The 21,056-nt window shown below is 64.7% G+C and carries 19 protein-coding genes and 1 pseudogene; 7 read left to right on the top strand and 13 right to left on the bottom strand.

All coding sequences use genetic code 11. The features are described from left to right. Positions 1-83 precede the first annotated feature (83 nt). Complete coding sequence (locus CT676_RS28720) at positions 84-947, top strand: hypothetical protein (protein WP_244623292.1); 864 nt, start codon at positions 84-86, stop codon at positions 945-947. A 26-nt stretch (positions 948-973) separates the two neighbouring features. On the opposite strand, the gene CT676_RS28715 is transcribed toward CT676_RS28720, so the two are convergent. Both CT676_RS28715 and CT676_RS28710 read right to left on the bottom strand, forming a co-directional pair. After that, a complete protein-coding gene (locus tag CT676_RS28715) occupies positions 974-1,762 on the bottom strand; it encodes a DUF4239 domain-containing protein (protein ID WP_085402671.1) in 789 nt (262 codons plus the stop codon). Positions 1,763-1,789: 27 nt separating this feature from the next. Further along, positions 1,790-1,951 (bottom strand): annotated as a pseudogene (locus CT676_RS28710) (JAB domain-containing protein); the annotation flags it as partial. Between the two features lie 1,048 nt (positions 1,952-2,999). On the opposite strand from CT676_RS28710, the gene CT676_RS28705 reads away from it, so the two are divergent. Then, a complete protein-coding gene (locus CT676_RS28705; protein WP_135215889.1) occupies positions 3,000-3,245 on the top strand; it encodes a hypothetical protein in 246 nt (81 codons plus the stop codon). A 376-nt stretch (positions 3,246-3,621) separates the two neighbouring features. Here CT676_RS28705 and CT676_RS45405 read toward each other — a convergent pair whose 3' ends face one another. The 3 genes from CT676_RS45405 to CT676_RS28690 form a co-directional block, all read right to left on the bottom strand. After that, positions 3,622-6,546 (bottom strand): autotransporter outer membrane beta-barrel domain-containing protein, encoded by a 2,925-nt coding sequence (locus CT676_RS45405; protein WP_244623291.1) that lies wholly within the window; start codon positions 6,544-6,546, stop codon positions 3,622-3,624. Positions 6,547-6,824: 278 nt separating this feature from the next. Continuing rightward, positions 6,825-7,538: a DNA repair protein RadC gene (gene radC, locus CT676_RS28695; protein WP_085402669.1), complete on the bottom strand. Its 714-nt coding sequence runs from the start codon at positions 7,536-7,538 to the stop codon at positions 6,825-6,827. A gap of 99 nt (positions 7,539-7,637) precedes the next feature. Further along, positions 7,638-8,024 carry a VOC family protein gene (locus CT676_RS28690; RefSeq protein WP_135215888.1) on the bottom strand — a complete coding sequence of 129 codons (387 nt, stop codon included), beginning with the start codon at positions 8,022-8,024 and terminating at the stop codon, positions 7,638-7,640. A gap of 416 nt (positions 8,025-8,440) precedes the next feature. On the opposite strand from CT676_RS28690, the gene CT676_RS28685 reads away from it, so the two are divergent. Beyond that, complete coding sequence (locus CT676_RS28685) at positions 8,441-8,881, top strand: antibiotic biosynthesis monooxygenase family protein (RefSeq protein WP_244623290.1); 441 nt, start codon at positions 8,441-8,443, stop codon at positions 8,879-8,881. A gap of 50 nt (positions 8,882-8,931) precedes the next feature. Here CT676_RS28685 and CT676_RS28680 read toward each other — a convergent pair whose 3' ends face one another. Continuing rightward, entirely contained in the window at positions 8,932-9,870 is a 939-nt protein-coding gene (locus CT676_RS28680) for an EamA family transporter (protein ID WP_085402666.1), read from the bottom strand. Between the two features lie 133 nt (positions 9,871-10,003). On the opposite strand from CT676_RS28680, the gene CT676_RS28675 reads away from it, so the two are divergent. The 3 genes from CT676_RS28675 (at position 10,004) to CT676_RS28665 (ending at position 12,042) form a co-directional block, all read left to right on the top strand. Further along, a complete protein-coding gene (locus tag CT676_RS28675) occupies positions 10,004-10,600 on the top strand; it encodes an Ada metal-binding domain-containing protein (protein WP_135215887.1) in 597 nt (198 codons plus the stop codon). Positions 10,601-10,703: 103 nt separating this feature from the next. Beyond that, positions 10,704-11,270 carry a TetR/AcrR family transcriptional regulator gene (locus CT676_RS28670; protein ID WP_085402664.1) on the top strand — a complete coding sequence of 189 codons (567 nt, stop codon included), beginning with the start codon at positions 10,704-10,706 and terminating at the stop codon, positions 11,268-11,270. 49 nt (positions 11,271-11,319) lie between these two features. Continuing rightward, positions 11,320-12,042 carry a 3-oxoacyl-ACP reductase family protein gene (locus CT676_RS28665; protein ID WP_094184218.1) on the top strand — a complete coding sequence of 241 codons (723 nt, stop codon included), beginning with the start codon at positions 11,320-11,322 and terminating at the stop codon, positions 12,040-12,042. 72 nt (positions 12,043-12,114) lie between these two features. Here the strand turns inward: CT676_RS28665 and map are convergent, their stop codons facing one another. Then, positions 12,115-12,933: a type I methionyl aminopeptidase gene (gene map / locus CT676_RS28660; RefSeq protein ID WP_063980716.1), complete on the bottom strand. Its 819-nt coding sequence runs from the start codon at positions 12,931-12,933 to the stop codon at positions 12,115-12,117. 107 nt (positions 12,934-13,040) lie between these two features. Further along, positions 13,041-14,357: a mechanosensitive ion channel domain-containing protein gene (locus tag CT676_RS28655; RefSeq protein ID WP_085402663.1), complete on the bottom strand. Its 1,317-nt coding sequence runs from the start codon at positions 14,355-14,357 to the stop codon at positions 13,041-13,043. Positions 14,358-14,567: 210 nt separating this feature from the next. Here CT676_RS28655 and CT676_RS28650 point away from each other — a divergent pair, with 210 nt between their 5' ends. Further along, positions 14,568-16,361 (top strand): potassium/proton antiporter, encoded by a 1,794-nt coding sequence (locus CT676_RS28650; RefSeq protein WP_085402662.1) that lies wholly within the window; start codon positions 14,568-14,570, stop codon positions 16,359-16,361. Positions 16,362-16,537: 176 nt separating this feature from the next. On the opposite strand, the gene modC is transcribed toward CT676_RS28650, so the two are convergent. From modC to mepA, 5 genes are all read right to left on the bottom strand, one after another. Continuing rightward, the gene (gene modC / locus CT676_RS28645) at positions 16,538-17,200 is read right to left on the bottom strand and encodes a molybdenum ABC transporter ATP-binding protein (protein WP_085402661.1); all 663 of its coding nucleotides are present in this window, start codon (positions 17,198-17,200) and stop codon (positions 16,538-16,540) included. A 2-nt stretch (positions 17,201-17,202) separates the two neighbouring features. Then, positions 17,203-17,898, bottom strand: coding sequence for a molybdate ABC transporter permease subunit (modB, locus tag CT676_RS28640; protein ID WP_028148288.1), 696 nt, complete (start codon positions 17,896-17,898; stop codon positions 17,203-17,205). A gap of 13 nt (positions 17,899-17,911) precedes the next feature. Next, positions 17,912-18,697, bottom strand: coding sequence for a molybdate ABC transporter substrate-binding protein (gene modA, locus CT676_RS28635; protein ID WP_085402660.1), 786 nt, complete (start codon positions 18,695-18,697; stop codon positions 17,912-17,914). Between the two features lie 182 nt (positions 18,698-18,879). Further along, positions 18,880-19,383: a hypothetical protein gene (locus CT676_RS28630; protein WP_085402659.1), complete on the bottom strand. Its 504-nt coding sequence runs from the start codon at positions 19,381-19,383 to the stop codon at positions 18,880-18,882. Between the two features lie 342 nt (positions 19,384-19,725). Further along, on the bottom strand, positions 19,726-20,670 hold the full coding sequence (mepA, locus tag CT676_RS28625) for a penicillin-insensitive murein endopeptidase (RefSeq protein ID WP_085402658.1): 945 nt from the start codon (positions 20,668-20,670) through the stop codon (positions 19,726-19,728). Positions 20,671-21,056: the final 386 nt, after the last annotated feature.

Raw genomic sequence — 21,056 nt, 5'->3', positions numbered from 1 at the left:
AGGATTGACGGCGCCCGGCAGTAGATTGGACGCGGAGGGGTGAGTATCGGCCGGCGAGCCGCTCTCCCGAGCTGGTGGTTCGCATGAGCATCCGATCTCGCATATGCCGGTGGCTGATCGCCGCGATCGTGGCCGGCGATCTCGTCGGAGCCGGGGCTGCCCGGGCGCAACAGATTCCAGCCGACGAACCCGCGTTTACGGCTTTCGTGGCCGAGCGTATCCGCGCCGAGATTCGTGACACCCCGGTCGTGATCAAGGGACCGCTGACGCTGTCGGTCGGTCCACTGCAAACCAACATCGACCGCATCTACGCCTTCTGCAAGGCCAATACGGGCGGCTGCGCCAGGGAGATCGGCGCCTATGTCAGCGGCGTCAAGGCAACGGCGAGCAGCCGGAACGATCCGCCGACCCGAGCAGCCCTTCGCGTGGTCGTGCGCTCGGCTGACTACATGCGGCAGGCGCTTCGGGAGGTCGATGCGCGCGGCCCGGCGCAGACGCGGCCCCTGGCAGAGGGGCTGGTGATCGTCCCGGTGCTGGACTCGCCGCGGGCGGTCAAGGTGTTCAACGACAAGGATCGTGCCGCGCTCGGCTTGACGCAGGACCAGGTCTTCGACATCGCCATCGCCAATCTGCGCAGCAGCGTGAAGCCGCTCACGACCGTTGCAAAAGCGGTCCCATCAGGACAGTTTGGCACGCTGACGGGGGACTATTATCAGACCAGCCGGCTCGCGCTGATCGACAGCTGGGCGCCGCTCGCGCAGGCCCAGGGCGGTGTCCTGATCGTCGCGGCGCCGTCGGCCGATCTCGTGCTCTATGCAAGCGAAGACGGCAGTGCCGCGATCGACGCGCTGCGGACGCTGGCCCGGAACATGATGGCGCGCGCCCCGAAGCCGCTGTCCGGCACGCTGCTGCGCTGGACGCCGAAGGGATGGCAACTCGTCCGGTGAGATGCCCTCTCGGGCGGCCGCTCTGCTCAACTCTTGCCGGGGTCTGCCGGCATGATCTGGAGCAGCGGCTCCGGCTGGATCGAGATCTGGCCGGCGAACGGCCGGTCATGCGCGGCGATGAGCAGCACGGAGGTGGCGACGCCGGTGGCGAACAGGCCCATCGCGATTGCCGATCCCAGCCGGTTGTCGCAATGAACGAGGCCGATCACCAGCAGCGCGCAGGCCGCCTGGAGGTACAGGCACCACCATTTGACCGGGTTCACTGCGGCGAGGCTGACGATGATCCGCTGCCGCCGCGCGTCCAGCGCCTGCTCCAGCGCGGCGATGAGCTCGCGCTGCACATTCGCCTGCCCGGGGCCTTGCGGCGTCATGGCAACGACGAACTGCAGGGCTTCGGCGAGCGCCGGCGGTGTGACCTTCAGCGACACCTCCTGATGCGCCATCATCGGCCATTCCACCGCGACGGCCTGCCCGACATAGTCGCGCACCAGGCCGCGCAGCTTCGTCTCCTGCTCCGCCGGCAGGCCGGCGGCCAGCAGCACGGCGCTGCGCAGCGCACTGGCCTCGCGGCTCACCGCAGCGCTGGCGCGGTCGCTGTCGCCCCAGACCTGCGCGGCGATGAAGGCGACGAACAGGCCGAAGATGATGCCGAGCACCGGCAGCATGCCCGGCGAGATCGCCTTCAGCGACTTCGCGCGCTCCTCCGTTGCGACCAGCGCGATGCCTGCGAAGATGGCCGCGGCGAGCAGGTACGTGAATCCAAAGATCACCAGCGCCATTGCAGGCACCGGCAGATTGTGCAGCCAGTCGCTCATTGTGTCCTTGTCATCTGATTTGAGGCTCTAGATCAACCGCATCCCGCGCAGCCTGGCATGCCTGCTCTTGCCGACGATGATGTGGTCGTGCACGGCGATGCCGAGCGGCTTTGCGATGTCGATGATGGCCTTGGTCATCTGGATGTCGGCCTGTGACGGCGAGGGATCGCCTGAGGGGTGATTGTGGATGAATCTATCGCTTCACGTAATGCGTTGAACACACAATAGATTTTTTAGGTTGGGTAGTAGCAGGGGACTGTAAGCAGTGATCGTTCGTGATGATCACGTTAACACGTGGAAGCGCCTTTATAAGCCATTTCACTCACTAGGGACCATCAGCGGACTTCAGCTCTCACCTCAGTGGCGGACATTCTGCTTCGGCGTCGTGAGGTCCGAGACGGGCCGATTGTGTTGCAAAAGTCGAAAGTTGCAGGGCTCAAGATTTTTCGCGAAAACACTAAGCAGCGAGCGATCGCTGATTCGTATGACCTCAATCGCGCTACCGAAGTCGCCTGTGAATTTTGCGTGAGGCCGTGAGGTCCCCCGCATCTTGTACGCGAAAGTCGCGCCCACGGCCCGCAGAATTTTGGTCATCGGCGAAAATCGACTTTTGCAACAATATCGGCCAGAAGCGGAAGTCGCCGTAAACAGATCAGCGCAAGTGATGCTTCAGTCCGACGCGCACGATGCAGCCCGGAATTGTCGTCATTTGAGCTGCGCGCAACAATTAGCACGGCGCGGCTGCGGCTTTATCCGGTGGCAGTATGGCCGCGCGCGCCTCGTCGAGATGCAGAAACAGCTATGTCTGATCCAGACGAACAGCGCTGAAATCCCGGAAGCGGATAGCAACGTCAGCAGTTCTGACGGAGCTAGTGATCGGGTTAGTGGCTTAGGCGACTGGCAGCACCAAGACCGCCGTCCGAGGCCAAGCTGAACGGTCTCAGAGAGCCGCTCCAAAGAGAGCCCCGACCGTAACAGCCGGGGCTCCAGGCCAGATCCGCGCGGCCGGGAGAGCAAGCCGCGCAATTTCGGAGTATGCCTGAGTCCATGCTGCCTCCTGTGATGGAAGTGCGGCGGTCCACAGGAAAGGCTGCTCAAAGCAATCCGCTCGCCACGAACATGCAACGAGTGGCCGCCACCGCGTAACAAGTGAGGTGAACTCCAGAACGCCACTGCCGCGCCACCAAATCGCCTAACGACTCAACGACGCATGTTGCATCGGGCCGGGGCGATGCGCATGGGTGGTGTAGTGATGCGCAATTGGTCCAATGTTTATGTGACTGCGTCCGTGAGCGGGCTGATGGTCACGATGCTTTTGCTTGGCGCGATCCTCGCTCGAAATGTCGGACTGGCGGAGAAGAAAGGCGACCGGGTCATCGCTGTGTCAGCGCACAGCGAGGCCCGCACCCAGACGACTTCTGAGAACGGTGGCGGAGCCACGGTAGATTTTGGTGTCGCGGACCTTAGAGGGTCGCTGCCGTAAGGAAGTGATCATCGGCCCGCCCTGCCGAGCTCGCTGAGAGACCTTCCGGCTGGCCAGTCATCTTGCCTAAAGCGCGATGAGATTGGGATGAATCGTCATCGCGCTTTAGGTTGTTGTTTGAGCATGATCTCCGCGCAAACGCGCTCCGCGTTTGTCGCGAGGGAAAACCGCTGCGCACTTTTCCGGATCATGCTTTAGCCGAGGCGATCGGCGCGTTGTAGGCTGCCAATCCGGGGCATTGGTGACCAAGCGAAGACGGCCGCATGGAAGCGGCCAAACAGGGCCGCATCCGGACATGCACATAGTGTATACGGCAGGCCGCGGAATGCGGGCCTCGCTGCGCGTAGAGATCGCAAGCAGCTTGATGAAACCCTATTCACCAGCTGTAGCGTATGCCCGCGGTGCCTTTGGCGCCTTGCGGGCCCGCGTTGACCGTGCTGCCGACCTCGAATTGATAACCGAATTGAGCATAGACGCTGTAGCTCTTGTCGAGCTTGCCGGTGAAGCCGACGAAAGTTTCGACCGTCTGCATCTTCTGCAGCAGCAGCACTTGATCGATGCCAAAAGTGGTGTCCGCTCCCGCGCCCCAGCTGCGCCAGTAATTGACGCCTGCATAAGGCTGCCAGAGCATCCCGTTGCTGCTCGTGGTATTCCACTGCCCGCGCAGGCCGAGCCGTCCGATCGGACCCGACGTCGTGCCCAGCCCGACCGGGCCCAGGCCGTCATTGGCTTCGTCGAACGAGACCCGTTGCCAGATGATCTGGGCCTGCGGCTCGAGCACGAAGCCTGGGCCAAGCGGCATCGGGATTGGATAGCCCGTCTCCAGCGAAGCAACGAAGCCGGCGCCCGTGAGCGGCAATTGCGTGAATTGCGTCGTCGCGTTGCCGCGATAGAGCGTCCCCTGCAGGATCGCGTCGAGGTACCAGCCGGTCGGACCGTAGTGTGTCCAGTAGCCGCCGGCCGAGTAAGCCTGGATGTCGTTGGTCCCGGTGTGGGTGAGCATGTAGCCAGTGGCCGCCGGGTTTGTGACCAGCCCGGTCACGTCGGCCCGCGCCTGGGTATAGGCGAAGTAAAGTCCAGCAGAGTCGCGGTGACCGGGGATGGTGCTGCCGCGCCAGAGATCGATTCCGCCTTGGAAGCCCGCCAGCCAGCCATCGGTGCGCGGGTCGGCGAAGGCCTGGTAGTGGCCGTTGATCTGCTGACCGAAAACGCGCGCCCAGTCTGACCGGCCCCAGCCATTGGGGTCGGCACCCGCATTCAACAATGTCATTGTGTCGCCGACTCGCTGGTTGAGCGTACCAAGCGTGGCGAGGCCGATTTGCCGGGCCATAGGTTGAACGGACCCGTAGGTTGCAAGTCCAGGCCCGATGATTGGGTAGGAGCCGGGCGGCAGGCCGTCCGGCGGCGGATCGGGCGGCAGGATCGGCGGCGGGACAATCGGCGGGTCCGGGGGTGTCGGCCCCGAATCGAAAGTCGAGCGCAGGAACCAATCCTGGGGCGCATTGCCGTTAATGCCGCCGCGAAACAGGAAGTAATCATAAGCGCCGCCGCGCACCTCGCCGGCGAGCGAGAAAGCGCCGGGCGCCGTGGTGGCGTTGTTGACGGTCTGCACCAAAAGGATGCCGTTCGCAACGGTCTGATCGCCGGGACCGGTCGTGTTCAATACTCTGAGAGCTGTCGAGCCCGTCGCTGCGCCGCCGTTGATGACTAACCTGTCGGATGGCGAAGTGTCGTTGCCGAGAAAAGTATTGAGCGTGATCGAGCCGCCTGCGCCCCCATAGTTATTCGCAATCAGCGTCTTGTAGCTCGACAGTTGTGTGGGGTCCGCGGTCGGCGGGGTGAAGATGATCTCACTGCTGTTGTTGGTCAGGTTGGTTGCGTTCGAATTGCCCGTCATCGTCCAGACGGTATTCTGCGCAAGGGTGACTGTGCTGATGCCGCCGGCCGCCGTCGTGATCACCCCTCGCAAGGTCGATGCCTGTGCGTTGAACGTCGTGCTGGCTCCAGACACCGTTTCGAGCAGGGTGTTGTTATTTGTTACTGCGACGGCATTACTAAGACTGATGTTGGCCGCGGCGCCCTGCACCGAGAAGGAGGCGGCGCTGGCCACGATGGTGGCGTTGCTGTACTGCAACGTGTTTCCGCTACCGTTGAACAGAAAGCCGAAGCCGCCATTTCCTGACGCGGTCGCGTCGGTTCCGGTCATAGTTACGTTGCCGCCGTTCTGCAGCAGCCCGCCCGCGCCGTTGACGACGGACACCGAGCCACCACTCGTCGTAACGGTGCCGCCAGTCGTCGCATTCACTCCAGCGTTTCCACCGCCTCCCGTCACGCTGACGACCACATCGTTTGCGGTAACCAGGCTGTTCGCCCCCGTCGCCCGAAGTCCTATCTCCCCGCCGCCAATGCCCGGAACGGTAACGGAGCCGCGCGTCAACGTTACCTGGCCCCCGGACACGGCGTTCACACCGACATCACCACCGCCATTACCTACCGACAAGCTCAGATCGGTCGCCGTGATCGAACTGTTGGCCCCTGTTGCCGATAGGCCGGTATTCCCGCCGCCTCCGGCGAACGTGATGCTGCTGCCGCTCGCGAGCTGGATACTCCCCCCGTTCTGCGCCGTAGCCGCGGTCATGCCGCCCGAAACACCCATGTTCACGGAAAGACCATTGGCGATGATTTGGCTTGTCGCACCGTCGGCGGTCATCAACTTGCCGAAGCCACCGGCGAGATTGATCGACGAGCCAGGTGTGAATTGAATCAGACCTCCCGCCGTGGCCTGCACTACCCCGCCCACCCCGACCGCGGCGCCGCCGTTCCAATTCACGGTCGTGCTATTCGCGATGATCGTGCCGGTGGTGGCGATCATGGCCGCGCCGCCGCCGCCAGAATTCGCCAGGGTGATCGCATTAATGATGATCGTGCCGCCGGTGTTCGCAATCAGGCCAGTGCTGGCGGCGGTTACATTTGCGTTTGCGGTGACCGTGGCGTTGGTGGTGGCCTGGATTCCTGTTCCACCACCATTGGCCGACACCGTGCCATTGGTCGTCACGTTTGCGCCGTTCAACGCGCTGACCGCGATGTTGAAACCGGTGCTCACCGGATTATTGGCTACGCAGGTTCCGCCGTTCTGAAGGATGCCGCCGTTGACGGGATCAGTTGTACATTGAGCGCGGGCCGCTTGCGGTGCGGCGATGATAATCACGCAAGGCAGAACAACGGAAAGCACCCGTGCTCGCAGAGGGTGCCGACGCGGCGCCTGACCGGCAAGTAATCGCAAAGGCTTGCGCAGTTCCATTTTGTTGCGCCCGATCACACGCGATCGCGAAAGGCAACGAGCACCAGAATTGTTGTGCGAAGACGCCGCATCTGTGGCGATCGCGGCAGCAATCCATTATCCCGACCGCTGTCGCTTACGAGTCACGCATGGGACAACAATGCTGATCCAACGGATCTACGCCGTGCTCTCTGGACAACCTCGAGTTGCCAGCGGGACTGATGACTGCTCTGGGGCAATCGCGTCGTTTTGCGAGGTTCGCGGTAAGGTCCGCTTTAGCCCCCAAGAGGGGACGTCGTTTAGATCAGCTTCAGTCCCTTCAGACTGGCGTGACCTTGTTTGCCGACGATGATGTGGTCGTGCACGGCGATGCCGAGCGGCTTGGCGATGTCGATGATGGCCTTGGTCATCTGGATGTCGGCCTGTGACGGCGAGGGATCGCCGCTGGGGTGGTTGTGCACCAGGATCAGCGCGGTCGCCGACAGCTCCAGCGCGCGCTTGATCACCTCGCGCGGATAGACCGGGGTGTGGTCGACGGTGCCGGTTTGCTGCACCTCGTCGGCGATGAGCTGGTTGCGCTTGTCGAGGAAGAGCAGGCGGAATTGCTCCTTGTCGGCAAAGGCCATGCTGGAGCGGCAATAATCGATTACTTCGTTCCAGGACGACAGCGCGTTGCGGCTGTTGACCTCGCCCTTGGCGACGCGATGGGTCGCCGCCGCGATCAGCTTGAGCTGGTGGATCGCGGCTTCGCCGATGCCGTCGACCTCGCGCAGGCGTGCCACCGGCGCGTGCACGACCTCGGCGAACGAGCCAAAGGTCTTGATCAGCATTTTCGCCAGCGGTTTGGTGTCGCGCCGCGGCAGCGCCGGAAACAGCGCCATCTCCAGCAGCTCGTAGTCGCTGAGCGCATCCGCGCCGGCGCTGTAGAAGCGCTCGCGCAGCCGCTCGCGATGGCCGTGATAGTGCGGCGCGTCCTCGGGCTTGCTCTTGTCGTGGTCGGTCTTGGCGGGCATCAGGCATAACCATGCCGTACGGCGCGTGTTTTGCAACCGGGAAGTGTCCGGCCCCGGCGGCTCGCTCATTGGCACGACCGCCGGCGCCTCGTCGTCCGCCTACGGCGAAAGCCCTCCCGGCGGGGGGCAGACCTCGACCAGGACATTGCCCGGCGCGGTGACATAGAAGTGCGGGACGCGGACGCCGCCGCCACGGTCCATGGAGGCGATCCTGCTCGGGTTGAGGCCCGCGGCCTTTAGCTCGGCGTGCTTGGCTTCCACCTCGGCGGCCTCGTCGTAGTAGAAGCCGATATGGAAATTGGCGGGATATTCGGCCGGCTCGCCTGTCTTGCCGCGCATCACGGTCAGGATGAAATCCTCCTTGTTGCGCAGGACGACGAGGGCTTCGCCGCGCGAGGCATAGGGTGCAAAGCGGAAGAAGCGCTGGAAGAAGGCGGCAAGCGCGGTGACGTCCGAGGTCACGAGGTTGAGATGTTGCAGTCGCATAGGTGCTCTCCGGTCAGGTGAAGGAACGGACGGAACGAGATTCCACACTGAGCGGCGGCCGAGTTGACACGATGACATGACCCGCCGAGCAGCGTGACGATCGCGTCACTCTGTCCGGCCGTGGGTCCTACCGTGGAGACGGTGGCAGAATTCCTGGCAAGTCAGGAACAGGCCGGGCTTACCAATCCGGCCATGCCTTTTTCGGCGCGCTCCGGGTAGCAGAGTTCGCGCGCATCGGCAACGCCGGGAGCCGGTCAGGATGTTGCCGGCCCGGATTCCCGGCGCCGCCTATGCTCGGGGCGATTGAGCCGTCGGAAAAAATTTCACACCAGCTGTCTTCGTTCTCCTGCCTCGTTCGTCTCAGCGCTGTTGGCCGGTCGAGTGGCCAGCCGATCTTCCGCAACAGGAGAATATCAATGTCCCGGACCAGACCTGAGCCGTCGCGCCGTGCCTTCGTTGCCACCGGCCTCGGAGCGGGCGTCTTGCTCGTCGCGCAAGCGGCGCCGTCCCACAGCCAGAACAGGAGTTCGAAAATGGAAGCGACCATTCGCACCGGTAGCGACGTCACGACCCTCGTCAACGTCTTCACGGTCGAGCCGGACAACCAGCAAAAGCTGGTTCAGTTGCTGAAGGAGGGCACCGAGACCTTCTTCAGCAAGCAGCCCGGGTTCATCTCGTCCAGCGTCCACGCCAGCAAGGAGGGCCGGCGCGCGATCAACTACTCGCAATGGGCAAGCGCGGGGGACATCGAGAATTTTCGCCGGGATCCGCGATTTGCGCCGTACATCCAGAGCCTTGCGGCGCTGTCGAAGGCCGAGACGATCCTGTGCGAGGTCGTCGAGGTCAATCACGCCTGATCGGTAACGGCGGTTCGGGGGCGGTCCAAGAGACCGCCCCGCTGACGCTCTCACTGTTCGAGACCACGCTGCCGCGCCGGCAGGGGCATCGTGATGGCGATGACCCCGGCGAGAATGAGCGTCATGCCTGCAAGGGCCGACCAGGTGAAGCGTTCGCCAAGCCATGCCGTGCCGAGCGCCACCGCGAAGCCGGCGCGCAGATAGCTGCCGCTGGTCGTGCCGAGTGGGCCGAGCGTGCGGATCAGGCGGAAATAGATCACCATCGCGAGCGCCGTGCAGATCACCGCGAGGCTGACGACGGCCGCGACCGCGTGCGAAGTCGGTGCCAGCGTCCAGGGTCGCTCGAGGACGAGTGCGGCAGGGACCATGAGGATCGCGGCACAGCTCATGGCGCCGGCCGCCGTGACGGTGGCGGGAAAGCCGGAGAACCGCTGCCCCCATATCGGTGCGAGCGCGTAGCAGAGGCTTGCGCCGAGCACGGCGGCCTGCGCCAGCGGGGCCGTCGTGCCCAAGGCGGACAGCGCATCGATGCCGATCGTCACCGCGACGCCCGCAAGACCGAGCGCGACGCCGATGATCTTCCGGCTGCTGATCGCCTGTCGCCCGCGTCCGGTCATCATCGCGATCGCGAGCACGAACATCGGCGGGGTCGCATTGAGCACGCCGGCGAGACCGCTTGCGATATGCAGCTCGCCCCAGCTGATCAGGGTAAACGGCAGCGCGCTCTGTAGCAGCCCCTGCGCGAAGAAAGCCGCCCACACCGGTCCCCGGGCGGGAAGAGCGTGCCCCTGAGCGCGAGCGATCGCGATCAGGAGAATGGCCGCGATCGTCACGCGCGCGGCGACCATCGTGAACGGCGGGATCGTCGGGATTGCGACCTTGATCAGCGTGAACGAGCTGCCCCAGATTAATGAGAGGAGGAGCAGGAGCCCGATCTCGAACGTGAGCGTGGTTTGTCCTGACGTCGTTTGTTGGGCCTGCGTGTGCATTGCGAATCTGCTCCGGGATGGACCGGGACCATGATCCGGCGTGGTGGCGCAGGCTGGCTGGATTCGGACCTCATCGCCCGATCGAGTCCGATTCCAGCTACTCGGCGGGCTGCGATGAAACTATTCTTCCGCCATGGCAACAGGCTCGGCACATCGGCAAACGCTGCCGCCGCATCTCGACTGGGACACCTGCGATCGGGCGCGGCTGGCGCGGGCACGCGCGTTCGACGGGCTGTTCTTCTCCGGCGTTCGCTCGACGAGGATCTACTGCCGGCCGGTCTGCCCGGTTCGCCCGGCGCGCTCCGAGAACGTCACCTTTTATGCGACCGCCGCTGCCGCCGAGCGCGCCGGCTTTCGCCCGTGCCTGCGCTGCCGGCCGGAAACCGCGCCGGGATCGCCGGCCTGGATGGGAACGGCCACCACCGTCGCGCGCGGGATGCGCCTGATCAATGACGGATTCCTGGATCGCGCGTCGATGATGGACCTTGCGGAAGTCCTGGGAGTCGGGCCGCGCCATCTGCTCCGCCTGTTCATGCGCCACGCCGGTGCGAGCCCGAGCGAGATCGCCGCGACCCGCCGTGTGCAGGAAGCCAAGCGTCTGATCGACCAGACCAGCATGACATTGTCGGAGATCGCCTTCGCCGCCGGTTTCGGCAGCGTTCGCAGATTCAACGATGCATTTGTCGCGACCTACAAGCGGCTGCCGTCGTCATTCCGGCGCCGCCACTAGGCCGCCGAGCCAGGCATCACCCGATCTGCTTCCCGCCATGTCGCGGGCAATGCCGCTGCATTTGATAATTGACTATTCGTTCCAGAATAACTATTGTCGTATCATGGCAAGGACCAAGGAATTCGATCAGGACGAGGCGCTCGATGCCGCGATCGGTGCGTTTCGCGAGCACGGTTTCGAGGGAACCTCTACGCCGATGCTTGTTGACGCCATGGGGATCGGCCGCCAGAGCATCTACGATACGTTTGGCGACAAATGGCAACTCTATTGCGCCGCGGTGCGCCGCTACGCGGCCAGCGAGGTCGAAGCCCATCTTGCCGCGCTGCGGGCGCCGCCGCGCGCGATTGACGGCCTCAGGGCGATGATCGACCGCGTCGTTCGCGACGCGAACGAGGCTTGCCTGGGCATCGGCTCGATCAGCGAGTTCGGCCGCTCGCGGGATGACCTCACCAGCATCCATGCGGCGTCAGGCCGCGCGCTCCAGGGCGCTGTTTCGAAACGCTTGCGCGAAGCGCAGGCCGACGGCGACGTGGCGCGGGATCTCGACGCCGACGACGCAGCCGAGTTTCTGCTGGCGAATGTTGCCGGTATTCGAATCGCCGCGCGCGGTGGCGCCAGGCCGCGCCAATTACGGGCGCTCGGCGCAATCGCATTGCGCGCCCTCGGGTAATTTTTTTTTGTCAAATCTGGAACGATCGTTCAAAAAGAGGAGAGAGAAAATGAGCAGCAAAGTCGCGTTGGTGTTTGGTGGAGCGCGCGGCATTGGCGCCGCGATCGCGGTCCGTCTCGCACGGGACGGGTTCGATATCGCGCTAACCTACGTGTCGCGACCGGACAGTGCCGCCGAAATCGTGGCCGCGATCGAGAACGCTGGCCGCAAGGCCATCGCGATCAAGGCCGATAGCGCCGATCCCGCCGCGATTCGCGCGGCCGTCGCCGAGACCGTGAGCCGGCTTGGGGTGCTTGATGCGGTCGTCGTCAACGCGGGCATTCTCCGCCTCGGTCCCGTCGAGCAGTTCAGCCTGGAAGACCTCGACCTCATTCTCGATGTGAATATCCGCGGCGTCTTTCTGGCCATCCAGGCGGCAGCCGGGCAGATGCGTGACGGCGGCCGCATCATCACGATCGGGAGCAACACGGCGATCCGGACAGGGACGCCGGGAGGCAGCGTCTATGCCATGACGAAGGCCGCCGTTGCCTCCTTGGTCCGCGGCGTTGCGCTCGACCTGGCGCCTCGCCGGATCACGGTCAACAACGTCCAGCCGGGCCCGACCGAGACCGACATGACGGCCACGATGGTGTCGCGGCTGAAAGAGATCGTTCCGTTGAAGCGCGTCGGTGAGCCCGGCGAGATCGCCGCGCTGGTGTCATATGTGGCGGGCCCGGAATCCGGCTATATGACCGGCGCCAGCCTCACCATCGATGGTGGCTACGTGCTGTAAGAGGTCCGCCTCTGACGACGGATCGTCGCCGGCGAACAGGATGGCAGGATCGCATCGCGGTCCTGCCGGGCATCACCCGATCTGCGTCTCGCCGTGCCGCTTCGACAGCGTGAAGATCTCGACGCCTGTCGCGGTCACGCCGACGGAGTGCTCGAACTGCGCCGACAGCGAGCGGTCGCGGGTCACCGCGGTCCAGCCGTCGGAGAGGATCTTCACGTGCGGCTTGCCGAGATTGATCATCGGCTCGATGGTGAAGAACATGCCGGGCTTGAGCTGAACGCCTTCGCCGGGCCGGCCGATATGGATGATGTTCGGCTCGTCGTGGAACATGCGCCCCAGGCCATGGCCGCAGAAATCGCGCACCACGCTCATGCCTTGCGGCTCGACGAAGCTCTGGATGGCGTGGCCGATGTCGCCGGTGGTGGCGCCCGGCTTGACCGCGGCGATGCCGCGCATCATCGCCTCATACGTCACCTCGATCAGCCGCTCGGCCTTGCGGGCGATCGGGCCGACCGCATACATCCGGCTGGAATCGCCGTACCAGCCGTCGACGATGAAGGTGACGTCGATGTTGACGATGTCGCCTTCCTTCAACGGACGGTCACCGGGCATGCCGTGGCAGACCACGTGGTTGAGCGAGGTGCAGGTCGAGTAGCGGTAGCCGCGATACATCAGCGTCGCCGGATAGGCGCCGTGGCTGAAAGCGAAGTCGCGGACGAACTGGTCGATGCGCTCGGTCGGCACGCCGGGCCCGACGATATCGGTGAGCTCGTCGAGGCACTTCGCCACCAGCGCGCCCGCCTTGTGCATGCCGGCGAAGGCGCTCGGCCCGTGCAGCTTGATCTGTCCGGTCTTGCGCAGGGAGGTATCGGAGGCTTCGACGTAGCTCATGCGGGGCTGGTCTCGATGTCGGCGGAAGGGCTTGATTTCAGGGCCATAATCTAATGATCACGGGCCCTCATGCAAGTCAGGTGTGGCTCTTGCGCCCGAAACAGGGCCTAATTCGGGACTTCTACGGTGGTTTCCACCGGCAGGGCGCCGCCCCGGACGCGAATCTCGCGGACGGGATAGGGAACCCGGATGCCCTCGCGCTTGAAGGCCTCCCATAGCGCCAGCATCACGTCACTCTTGACGCCATCCATGCCGTCGGGGTCCGCGATCCAGAAGGTCAGCGAGAACTTCATCCCGGCTTCCGCGAACTCGGTCAGGATGCTGTTCGGCGGCTTGCCCTTCTGCGCGCGGGGATGGGCGGCCGCGGTCTCCGCGGCGAGCTTGCAAACCAGCCGCGGGTCGGCGTCGTAATTGGTGCCGAAGGCGATCTTCACCAGCGTGTTCTTGTCGGTATAGGTCCAGTTGACGACCTTCTGCGTCACCAGGTCCTCGTTCGGCACCAGGAATTCGCGGCCATCGCCGGCGGCGACGGAAATATAGCGCGTCTTCATCGCGCTGATGCGCCCGGTATTGTCGCCGATGGTGACGAGGTCGCCCGGCTTCACCGACTTGTCCGCAAGCAGGATGATGCCCGAGATGAAGTTGGCGACGATCTTCTGTAGGCCGATACCGATGCCGACGCCGACCGCGCCGGAGAACACCGCGAGCGCCGAGAGATCGATACCGACCGCGCCGAGCGCGATGACGATTGCGATGGCCAGCAGCCCGATCCGGATGATCTTGACCAGCAGCACCTGCACCGACGGGGTCAGATCGGTGGTCGAGTTGATCCGGCTCTCGGCGAAATTGCTGGCGATGTTGGTGGCCCAGAGCGCGATGAGCAGGAGCGCGCCGGCCTTGATCACCAGCAGCGGCGTCAGCCGCAGGCCGCCGAGCACGATCGCAAAGGAATCGAGCAGCTCGACCGTCGTGTCGAGCTGTCCGATGATGGACAGCGCCGCGACGAACCACGCCGAGATAGACACCAGCTTGACGATGAAGGCGTTGCGCAGCACCGAGGTCACGAGCCGGATCGCAAGCCAGGCCAGTCCCAGCTTGGCGGCGACCATCAGGAGATAGCTGCGGCTCGGCCAGGTCGCGTGATACATCACCACGCGGGAGAGGATCACCATCAGGGTGAACACCGCCGTCGAGGCGCTCGAGACCATCACCCGGGCGAAGTGCCGGAGCGGCAGCGGCCAGTGTATCGCCAGCGTTGTCATGTCGATGCGGTTGCGAACCCCGGCTTCCGCGGCATAGGCGATGCCGGCCGCGGCCAGGATCAGGCCGAATTGCAGGTAGAACCAGGGCGAGGAGATTTCCGCCCCGACGCTGCGCGCGGTGGTCTGCACGAACTCCATGAAGTCTTTGAGGTCCATGTCCATCGGTCTCGTCGGCAAGCAGGCGGGAGGATTTGATTCGAGGGCGGCGCAGAATTCCACAAAGGGCGCCGCCGGGCCATCGATACACCGCTAAGTGAAGCGCGTTAAGGCCGCAAAATACGGGCAGATTGCCGCGAGCGGGAGAAAATGGGTTGGCGTGGGAGTCTGCCGACGATAAGGATGCAATTCCAGCGATTTGTACCCGGAAGGTGGATGGCTTCCCTCGACTCTGTCAGCCTCGCCATATTGCTCGGCGCCGTCCTCGTCATGGCCGGTATCCTGTCGAGCCTGCTTGCTCTGCGCTTCGGCGCGCCCCTGCTGCTCGTCTTCCTTGCCATCGGCATGCTCGCAGGCGATTCCGGCCCCGGGCAGCTTCAGTTCGACGATGTCCGCACCACCTATCTGGTCGGCTCGGTGGCGCTCGCCCTGATCCTGTTCGACGGCGGCCTGAAGACGCGCTTTGCCAGCATCCGCACCGTGCTCGCGCCCTCCGTTGTGCTCGCGACCGTCGGGGTGCTTCTGACCGCGCTGATCACGGCGCCGTTCGCCAAATACGCGCTCGACCTCAACTGGACGGAAGCGCTGCTGGTCGGTGCCGTCGTGGCCTCGACCGACGCGGCTGCGGTGTTCCTGCTGGTGCACACCCAGGGCCTGCGCCTGCGTCCGCGCGTCGGCGCGACGCTGGAGGCCGAATCCGGCACCAACGATCCCTTCGCGATCTTCCTCACCTTGATGCTGGTCGAATACATCTCGCTGGGATCGAGCTCGGCGGGCCATGTGGCGATGGAGTTCATCCAGGAGGCGGTGCTGGGCGCCGTCGTCGGCTTCCTCGGGGGTCGTCTCGTCGTCGTCGCGCTCAACCGGGTTGCGCTGCCGCAGGGCCTGCATGCGCCGTTTGTCACGACCGCGGCGCTCGTGATCTTCGGCGGCTCGCAGATCATGCACGCCTCCGGATTCCTCGCGGTCTATCTCGCCGGCATCATCATCGGCAACCGCCCGACCCGCGCGCATAATTCCGTGGTGGCATTCCTGGATGCCGCGACGTGGCTGGCGCAGATCGTGATGTTCGTGCTGCTGGGCCTGCTGGTTTCGCCGAGCCGGCTCGGCACCAGCGTGTTGCCGGCGGTCGGGGTTGCGTTCGTCCTGATGCTGGTCGCGCGGCCGATCGCGGTGTTCGTGTGCCTGGCGCCGTTCCGCTTCAACTGGCGCGAAAAGATCTTCATCGCCTGGACCGGCCTGCGCGGTGCCGTCGCGATCTTCCTGGCGTCGATCCCGATGCTGGTCGGCCTGTCGAAGGCCTATCTTTATTTCGACGTCGCCTTCGTCGTCGTCATCATCTCACTGCTGCTGCAAGGCTGGACGCTTGCGCCCGCGGCGCGCAAGCTGCACGTGGCGCTGCCGCGCGCCGAGCGTGGTCCACGCCGCGTCGAGCTGGATCTGCCCGGCCAGCTCGAGCAGCAACTTGTCGGCTATCCGGTGCGGCCCAAGAGCCTGTATTTCCGCCGCGGTCTGATCCCGTCCTGGTCCAAGCCGACGCTGGTCATCCGCAATGAGAACATCTTGACCCCGACGGAAGCCGAGCCGATCGCGCCCGGCGACTACATCTATCTGCTGGCCCCGCCGGAAAAGGCCGAGTCGCTCGACCGCTTCTTCGTCGACATGCAGCCGAGCTCGGCGCCGGATCCGCATCTGCTCGGCGACTTCATGGTCTCCGGCGAGCACACGCTGGCCGAGCTTGCCGAGATCTACGGCGTGAAGGTCGGCGAGGATGACGGCAAGCTGACCCTCGCCGACTATTTCGACGTCCATCTCGACCGCGCGCCGAAGGAGGGCGCCGAGCTGCCGCTGGACGAGATCGTGCTGGTCGCGCGCAGCATCTCCGGCGGCCGCGTCAACCTCGTCGGCCTGCGTCTGCCGGAGGACGAGGAAACGCCCGCGCCGCTGACGCGCCGGCAGGCGCTGCAGCGCAAGCTCGCGGATTTGTGGACGTCGGTGGCGGGGGTTTAGCGCTCACCATTGCTTGCGCGCCGCCGCCACAACCTCGCTGTCATCGCCCGGCTTGACCGGGCGATCCAGTAATCCGAGACGATTGTGATTGAACCGAGAAGCCGCGGCGTACTGGATGCCCCGCCTTCATGACAGCGATGGTGGGGCGAGGTGTCTCGGCAAGCCGTCAGCGCCCCTCACGTCAACACCTTCACCCCGCCGAACGACGTCACGCGGCCCTGCTTCAGCATCACGATCTGCGTCGCGAGCTGGCGCAGCTCGGCGACGTCGTGGCTGACATAGACCATGGGGACATTGGCCTCGTCGCGCAGCCGCACCAGATAGGGCAGGATCTCCAGCTTGCGGCCCTCGTCGAGCGCGCCGAGCGGTTCGTCGAGCAGCAGCAGGCGCGGCCTCGACAGCAGCGCGCGCCCGAGCGCGACGCGCTGGCGTTCGCCGCCGGAGAGCTTTCCTGGACGGCGATCAAGGAGCGCGCCGATGTCGAGCAGCTCGATGATGCGCTTGTGCTGGGCAGGATCGGGCGTGAGGCCGTTCATCCGCCTTCCATAGTCGAGATTCTGCGCGACGTTGAGATGCGGAAACAGCCGCGCGTCCTGGAATACATAGCCGATGCGGCGGCGATAGGTCGGCACATGGATGCCGGCCGCGGTGTCGTCGACGGTCTCGCCGTCGATCACGATGGTGCCGCGGTCGGGCCGCAGCAGGCCTGCGATCATGTTGACCAGCGAGCTCTTGCCGGCGCCCGACGCGCCGAACAGGCCGATGACGCGACCTTCGCTGGTGAAGGTTGCGGAGAGCGAGAATTCGCCGAGTTGTTTTTCGATGTCGACGCGCAGCATGGTCAGTTCCCGTGCAAGCGCTGTGTGGCGCGGCGGGCGAACCATTCGGCGGCGATCAGCGCGCCGAGCGCGAGCACGATCGAGATGATCACGAGTCGTCCCGCGGCCGCGTCGCCATCGGGCGTCTGGATTAGCGAGTAGATCGCCGAGGAAATCGTCTGGGTTTCGCCGGGAATGTTGGAGACGAAGGTGATGGTCGCGCCGAACTCGCCGATCGCCTTGGCAAAGCCCAGCACCATGCCGGCTAGCACGCCGGGCAGCGCCAGAGGTAGCGTCACCGTGAAGAACACTTTCCAGGGCGCCGCTCCCAGCGTCTCAGCCGCCTGCTCGAGTCGGCGGTCGATCGCCTCGATCGACAGCCGCATCGGGCGCACCAGCAGCGGAAACGACATCAGGCCGCAGGCGAGCGCCGCCCCGGTCCAGCGAAACGCGAAGACGATACCGAGATAGTCGGCCAGAAATCCGCCGACGAGTCCCTTGCGACCAAAGGTGAGGAGCAGGAGATAGCCCGTAACGACAGGCGGCAGTACCAGCGGCAGATGCACGAGCGCATCGAGCACCGATTTGCCCCAGAAATCATGGCGGGCAAGCAGCCATGCCAGCGCAATGCCGAACGGCGTTGCGACCAGCGTGGCGATGACGGCGACCCTGAGCGAGAGCAGGATCGCCGTCCATTCGGCGGGAGAGATCTCGAGCATCAAGTTGTAGATATCAAGTCGTCGGGCTGATCAGGAACTTGAAGCCGTATTTTTCCAGAATGGTCTTGGCAGCGGTCGAGCGCAGAAAGGCGAGATAGTCGTTGGTCTCGGGCTTCGCGGTGGTGGTCGCGGCAACCGGATAGATGATCGCGGGATGCGAATCCGCCGGGAAGGTGCCGACGACCTTCACGCCGGGCTCGACCTTGGCGTCGGTCGAATAGACGATGCCGAGATTGGCCTCACCACGCGCCACCAGCGTCAGCGCGGCGCGCACGCTCTCGGCCATGGCGAATTTCGGCTCCGCAGCCTGCCATGCGCCCAGCTTCTCCAGCGCCGCCTTGGCGTATTTGCCGACCGGCACGGACTTGACGTCGCCGGTCGCGATCTTGCCGTCGCCCGCGAGCTTGGCGAGGTCAAAGCCTTGCGCGATCGTGACGTTGTCGATCTTGGAGTCCTTCGGCGCGATCAGCACGATGCTGTTGCCGAGCAAATTGACGCGGGTCGGCTCGTTGATGGTCTTCTTCGAGATCGCGTAGTCCATCCAGTCGGTGTCGGCGGAGACGAACACGTCGGCCGGCGCGCCCTGCTCGATCTGCTTGGCAAGCACCGAGCTTGCGGCATAGCTGACGCTGAACTTGACGCCGGTCTTGGCGGTGTAGGCGGCGTCGATCTCGTCGAGCGCGTTCTTCATCGAGGCCGCGGCGAACACGGTGATGGTCTTGTCCTCGGCGGCGGCGGGCGAAAGGCTCGCGCCTGCGAGGAGGACGAAAGCGGTGAAAAGTCCGGCAATACGAATCATGGAGTGCGCTCCGTGCGAGTTCGCGCGCGCGAATGCACGCGCAAATCTGGCGTTGGGTGGGTTGGCGTGCGACGGGCGGAAAGCGCTGTTCCACGGGGCCTTGCGACGGCTTACGGCCGGCAGGGATATCGCAGCTGCGAAGATAGCAGGCCGGAGCCCGAGGTCAAAGGCGACCGTTTGGCCTATTGTGCCGGCAGGATCGCGATCGACAGCGAATTGTCCTTGGCGCCGCTGACCTGGAGCACGAAAGGCTGCGCCGACAGCTCGTATTTCATGGTCTTGCGGATGCCGTCGCAATCGGTCGCGCCGCTGAAGGCCACGGGCTTGAGGAAATGCCCGTCCTGGACCACGTCCACCCAGGCCCCGCTGGACAGGCTGACGGTGTAGAGCCCGGCCTTCGGCGCCTTGATGCTGGTGAAGCCCGCGAAGGTGCCGTCCTTCGGCGCCCTTTCGGGCGACGTCGGCAGCTTTGCGTCCGCGGGGGCCACCAGCCCCAGCGTGATGGCCGACGACGGCAAGGCCGCCTGCTCGCTCCCCGAGACGAGCTTGGCGCGGTCCGGCGCGGTGAGCGCGGCGCGCTCACGCTCGATCGGCCATTTGAACTTGTCGCAGCCGCTGGGCTCTTCGGCGGCCAGAGCGGAGGTCGCACTGAGCGAGAGCACGGCGAGGAAGGTGAGGACGCGCATGTCAAATCTCATCGTTGGCCACGCGAACGATGCGGGGCTTGCGGTCATTGCTGAAGGGCGGGATGCGCGTCCCGACAGGGCCGCTCGGCTTACGGCAAAGCGGCAAGGCGATCCTAGCGCATTTCAGAGGATGGGAGCCAGTAATGACTCTGTCATCCAGGACAAGCGCAGCGAAGCGGAGCGCAGATCCGGGATCCATAGTCCCAGGGAGGAATTTGACGAAGACTCGGAGTTACCGCTTCGCTCAACCACCGCCCCCTATGGTTATGGATCCCGGGCTCGCGCTTCAAGCGCCCCGGGACGACAGCGGTGGGCGAGGCGGCAGCTTGCCCAGCCAGCCGCCTATTGCTTCGCATCCACCGCGTGCAGCACCGCCTTGCAGGCCGCCGGCATCTGCGCCAGCGTCATCGGCGGCTTTGGCTTCGGCGGCTCCGGCGGAGGCTTCGGGTGCAGCACGGCGTCGCTGAACCAGTAGGCGAGGTCGGACGGCTTGCAGCCTTCGTCCTCGGATTGCGACGACTGGCCTTCGCATTCGCTCGAGCCCGCAGGGCAGCGCATGCGGATGTGGAAGTGATAGTCGTGGCCCCACCACGGCCGGATTTTCGACAGCCACGAGCGGTCGCCCTTGGCCTCCCGGCACAGCGCCTTCTTGATCGCGGGATTGACGAAGATGCGCTGTACTGCCGGCTCCTGCGCTGCGTCGCGCAGCACCAGCACATGAGCAGGCGTGAACACCTTGGGGTCGATGTCGAGCCGGTCCTGGCGCACCATCATCACCGCCGACATGTCCTCGCGCTCCTCGCGTGACAAACGACGGTCCGGCATCGGCGTCAGCCAGATGTCGGCATCCAGGCCAATTTGATGGCTGGCATGGCCTGACAGTGCCGGCCCGCCGCGCGGCTGGGCGATGTCGCCGACCAGAATGCCCGGCCATCCCGCGTCCTTGTGCGCTCTGGCCGCGAGCCGTTTGATCAGCGCGATCATGTCGGGATGACCGTAATTGCGGTTACGCGACAGCCGCATCACCTGCCAATTGTCGCCGTTGAGCGGCATTTGCATGGCGCCGCCGATACAGCCCTTGGTGTAGGAGCCGATGACATGAGCCGTTCCCTTCGACGGCAGCAGCTTTCGCGCGAACAGCTCCTTGGCGCCGATGCTGGGATCGTTTGGGTTGGCGAGCGGCGGTAGCGGTTTTGAGTTGACGCTGCCCTTGTCCTGGGCCAGCGCGGCGCCGACGGTCAGGAACGTCATGACAAGGAGGAGAGGGGCGAGGCGGCGGGGACTCATGCTGTCATCCTTATAACGCAACGCTGCGTCAGGGTTAAGAAACAGTCCTTCGGCCGAAATATTGTCCGAAAGTCGCAGTTCCCTACGCGCGGCCGGCCGATTTTTAACGACGCGATAACCCTCTCGTGCATTGACCAAAATTCGTGCGTGGGAGGCGTGCTCCCAGCCCTCTGTATGCATTCGCGCGCGATCTCGGAAATGATTCAAGGCAGCGCGCAATTTTGCGCCATCGCGTTCTCCGATGACGACGATGTGATGGGCTTGGCACGCCCGGCGGCGCTGTCGCGCCGCGCAAAGCGGCAATGAGGGCTGCTTTTCTGCGGCCACCAGACTGTGCGACCGACCGACAAGCCACCCAAGATTACTTTTTTTTCAGACACTTGCCC

This window comes from Bradyrhizobium sp. MOS001 (assembly GCF_004634465.1).
Taxonomy (GTDB): Bacteria; Pseudomonadota; Alphaproteobacteria; order Rhizobiales; family Xanthobacteraceae; genus Bradyrhizobium; species Bradyrhizobium barranii.
Note: the sequence above shows the minus strand (reverse complement) of the source record. Positions and strands in the feature narration are given on the sequence as shown.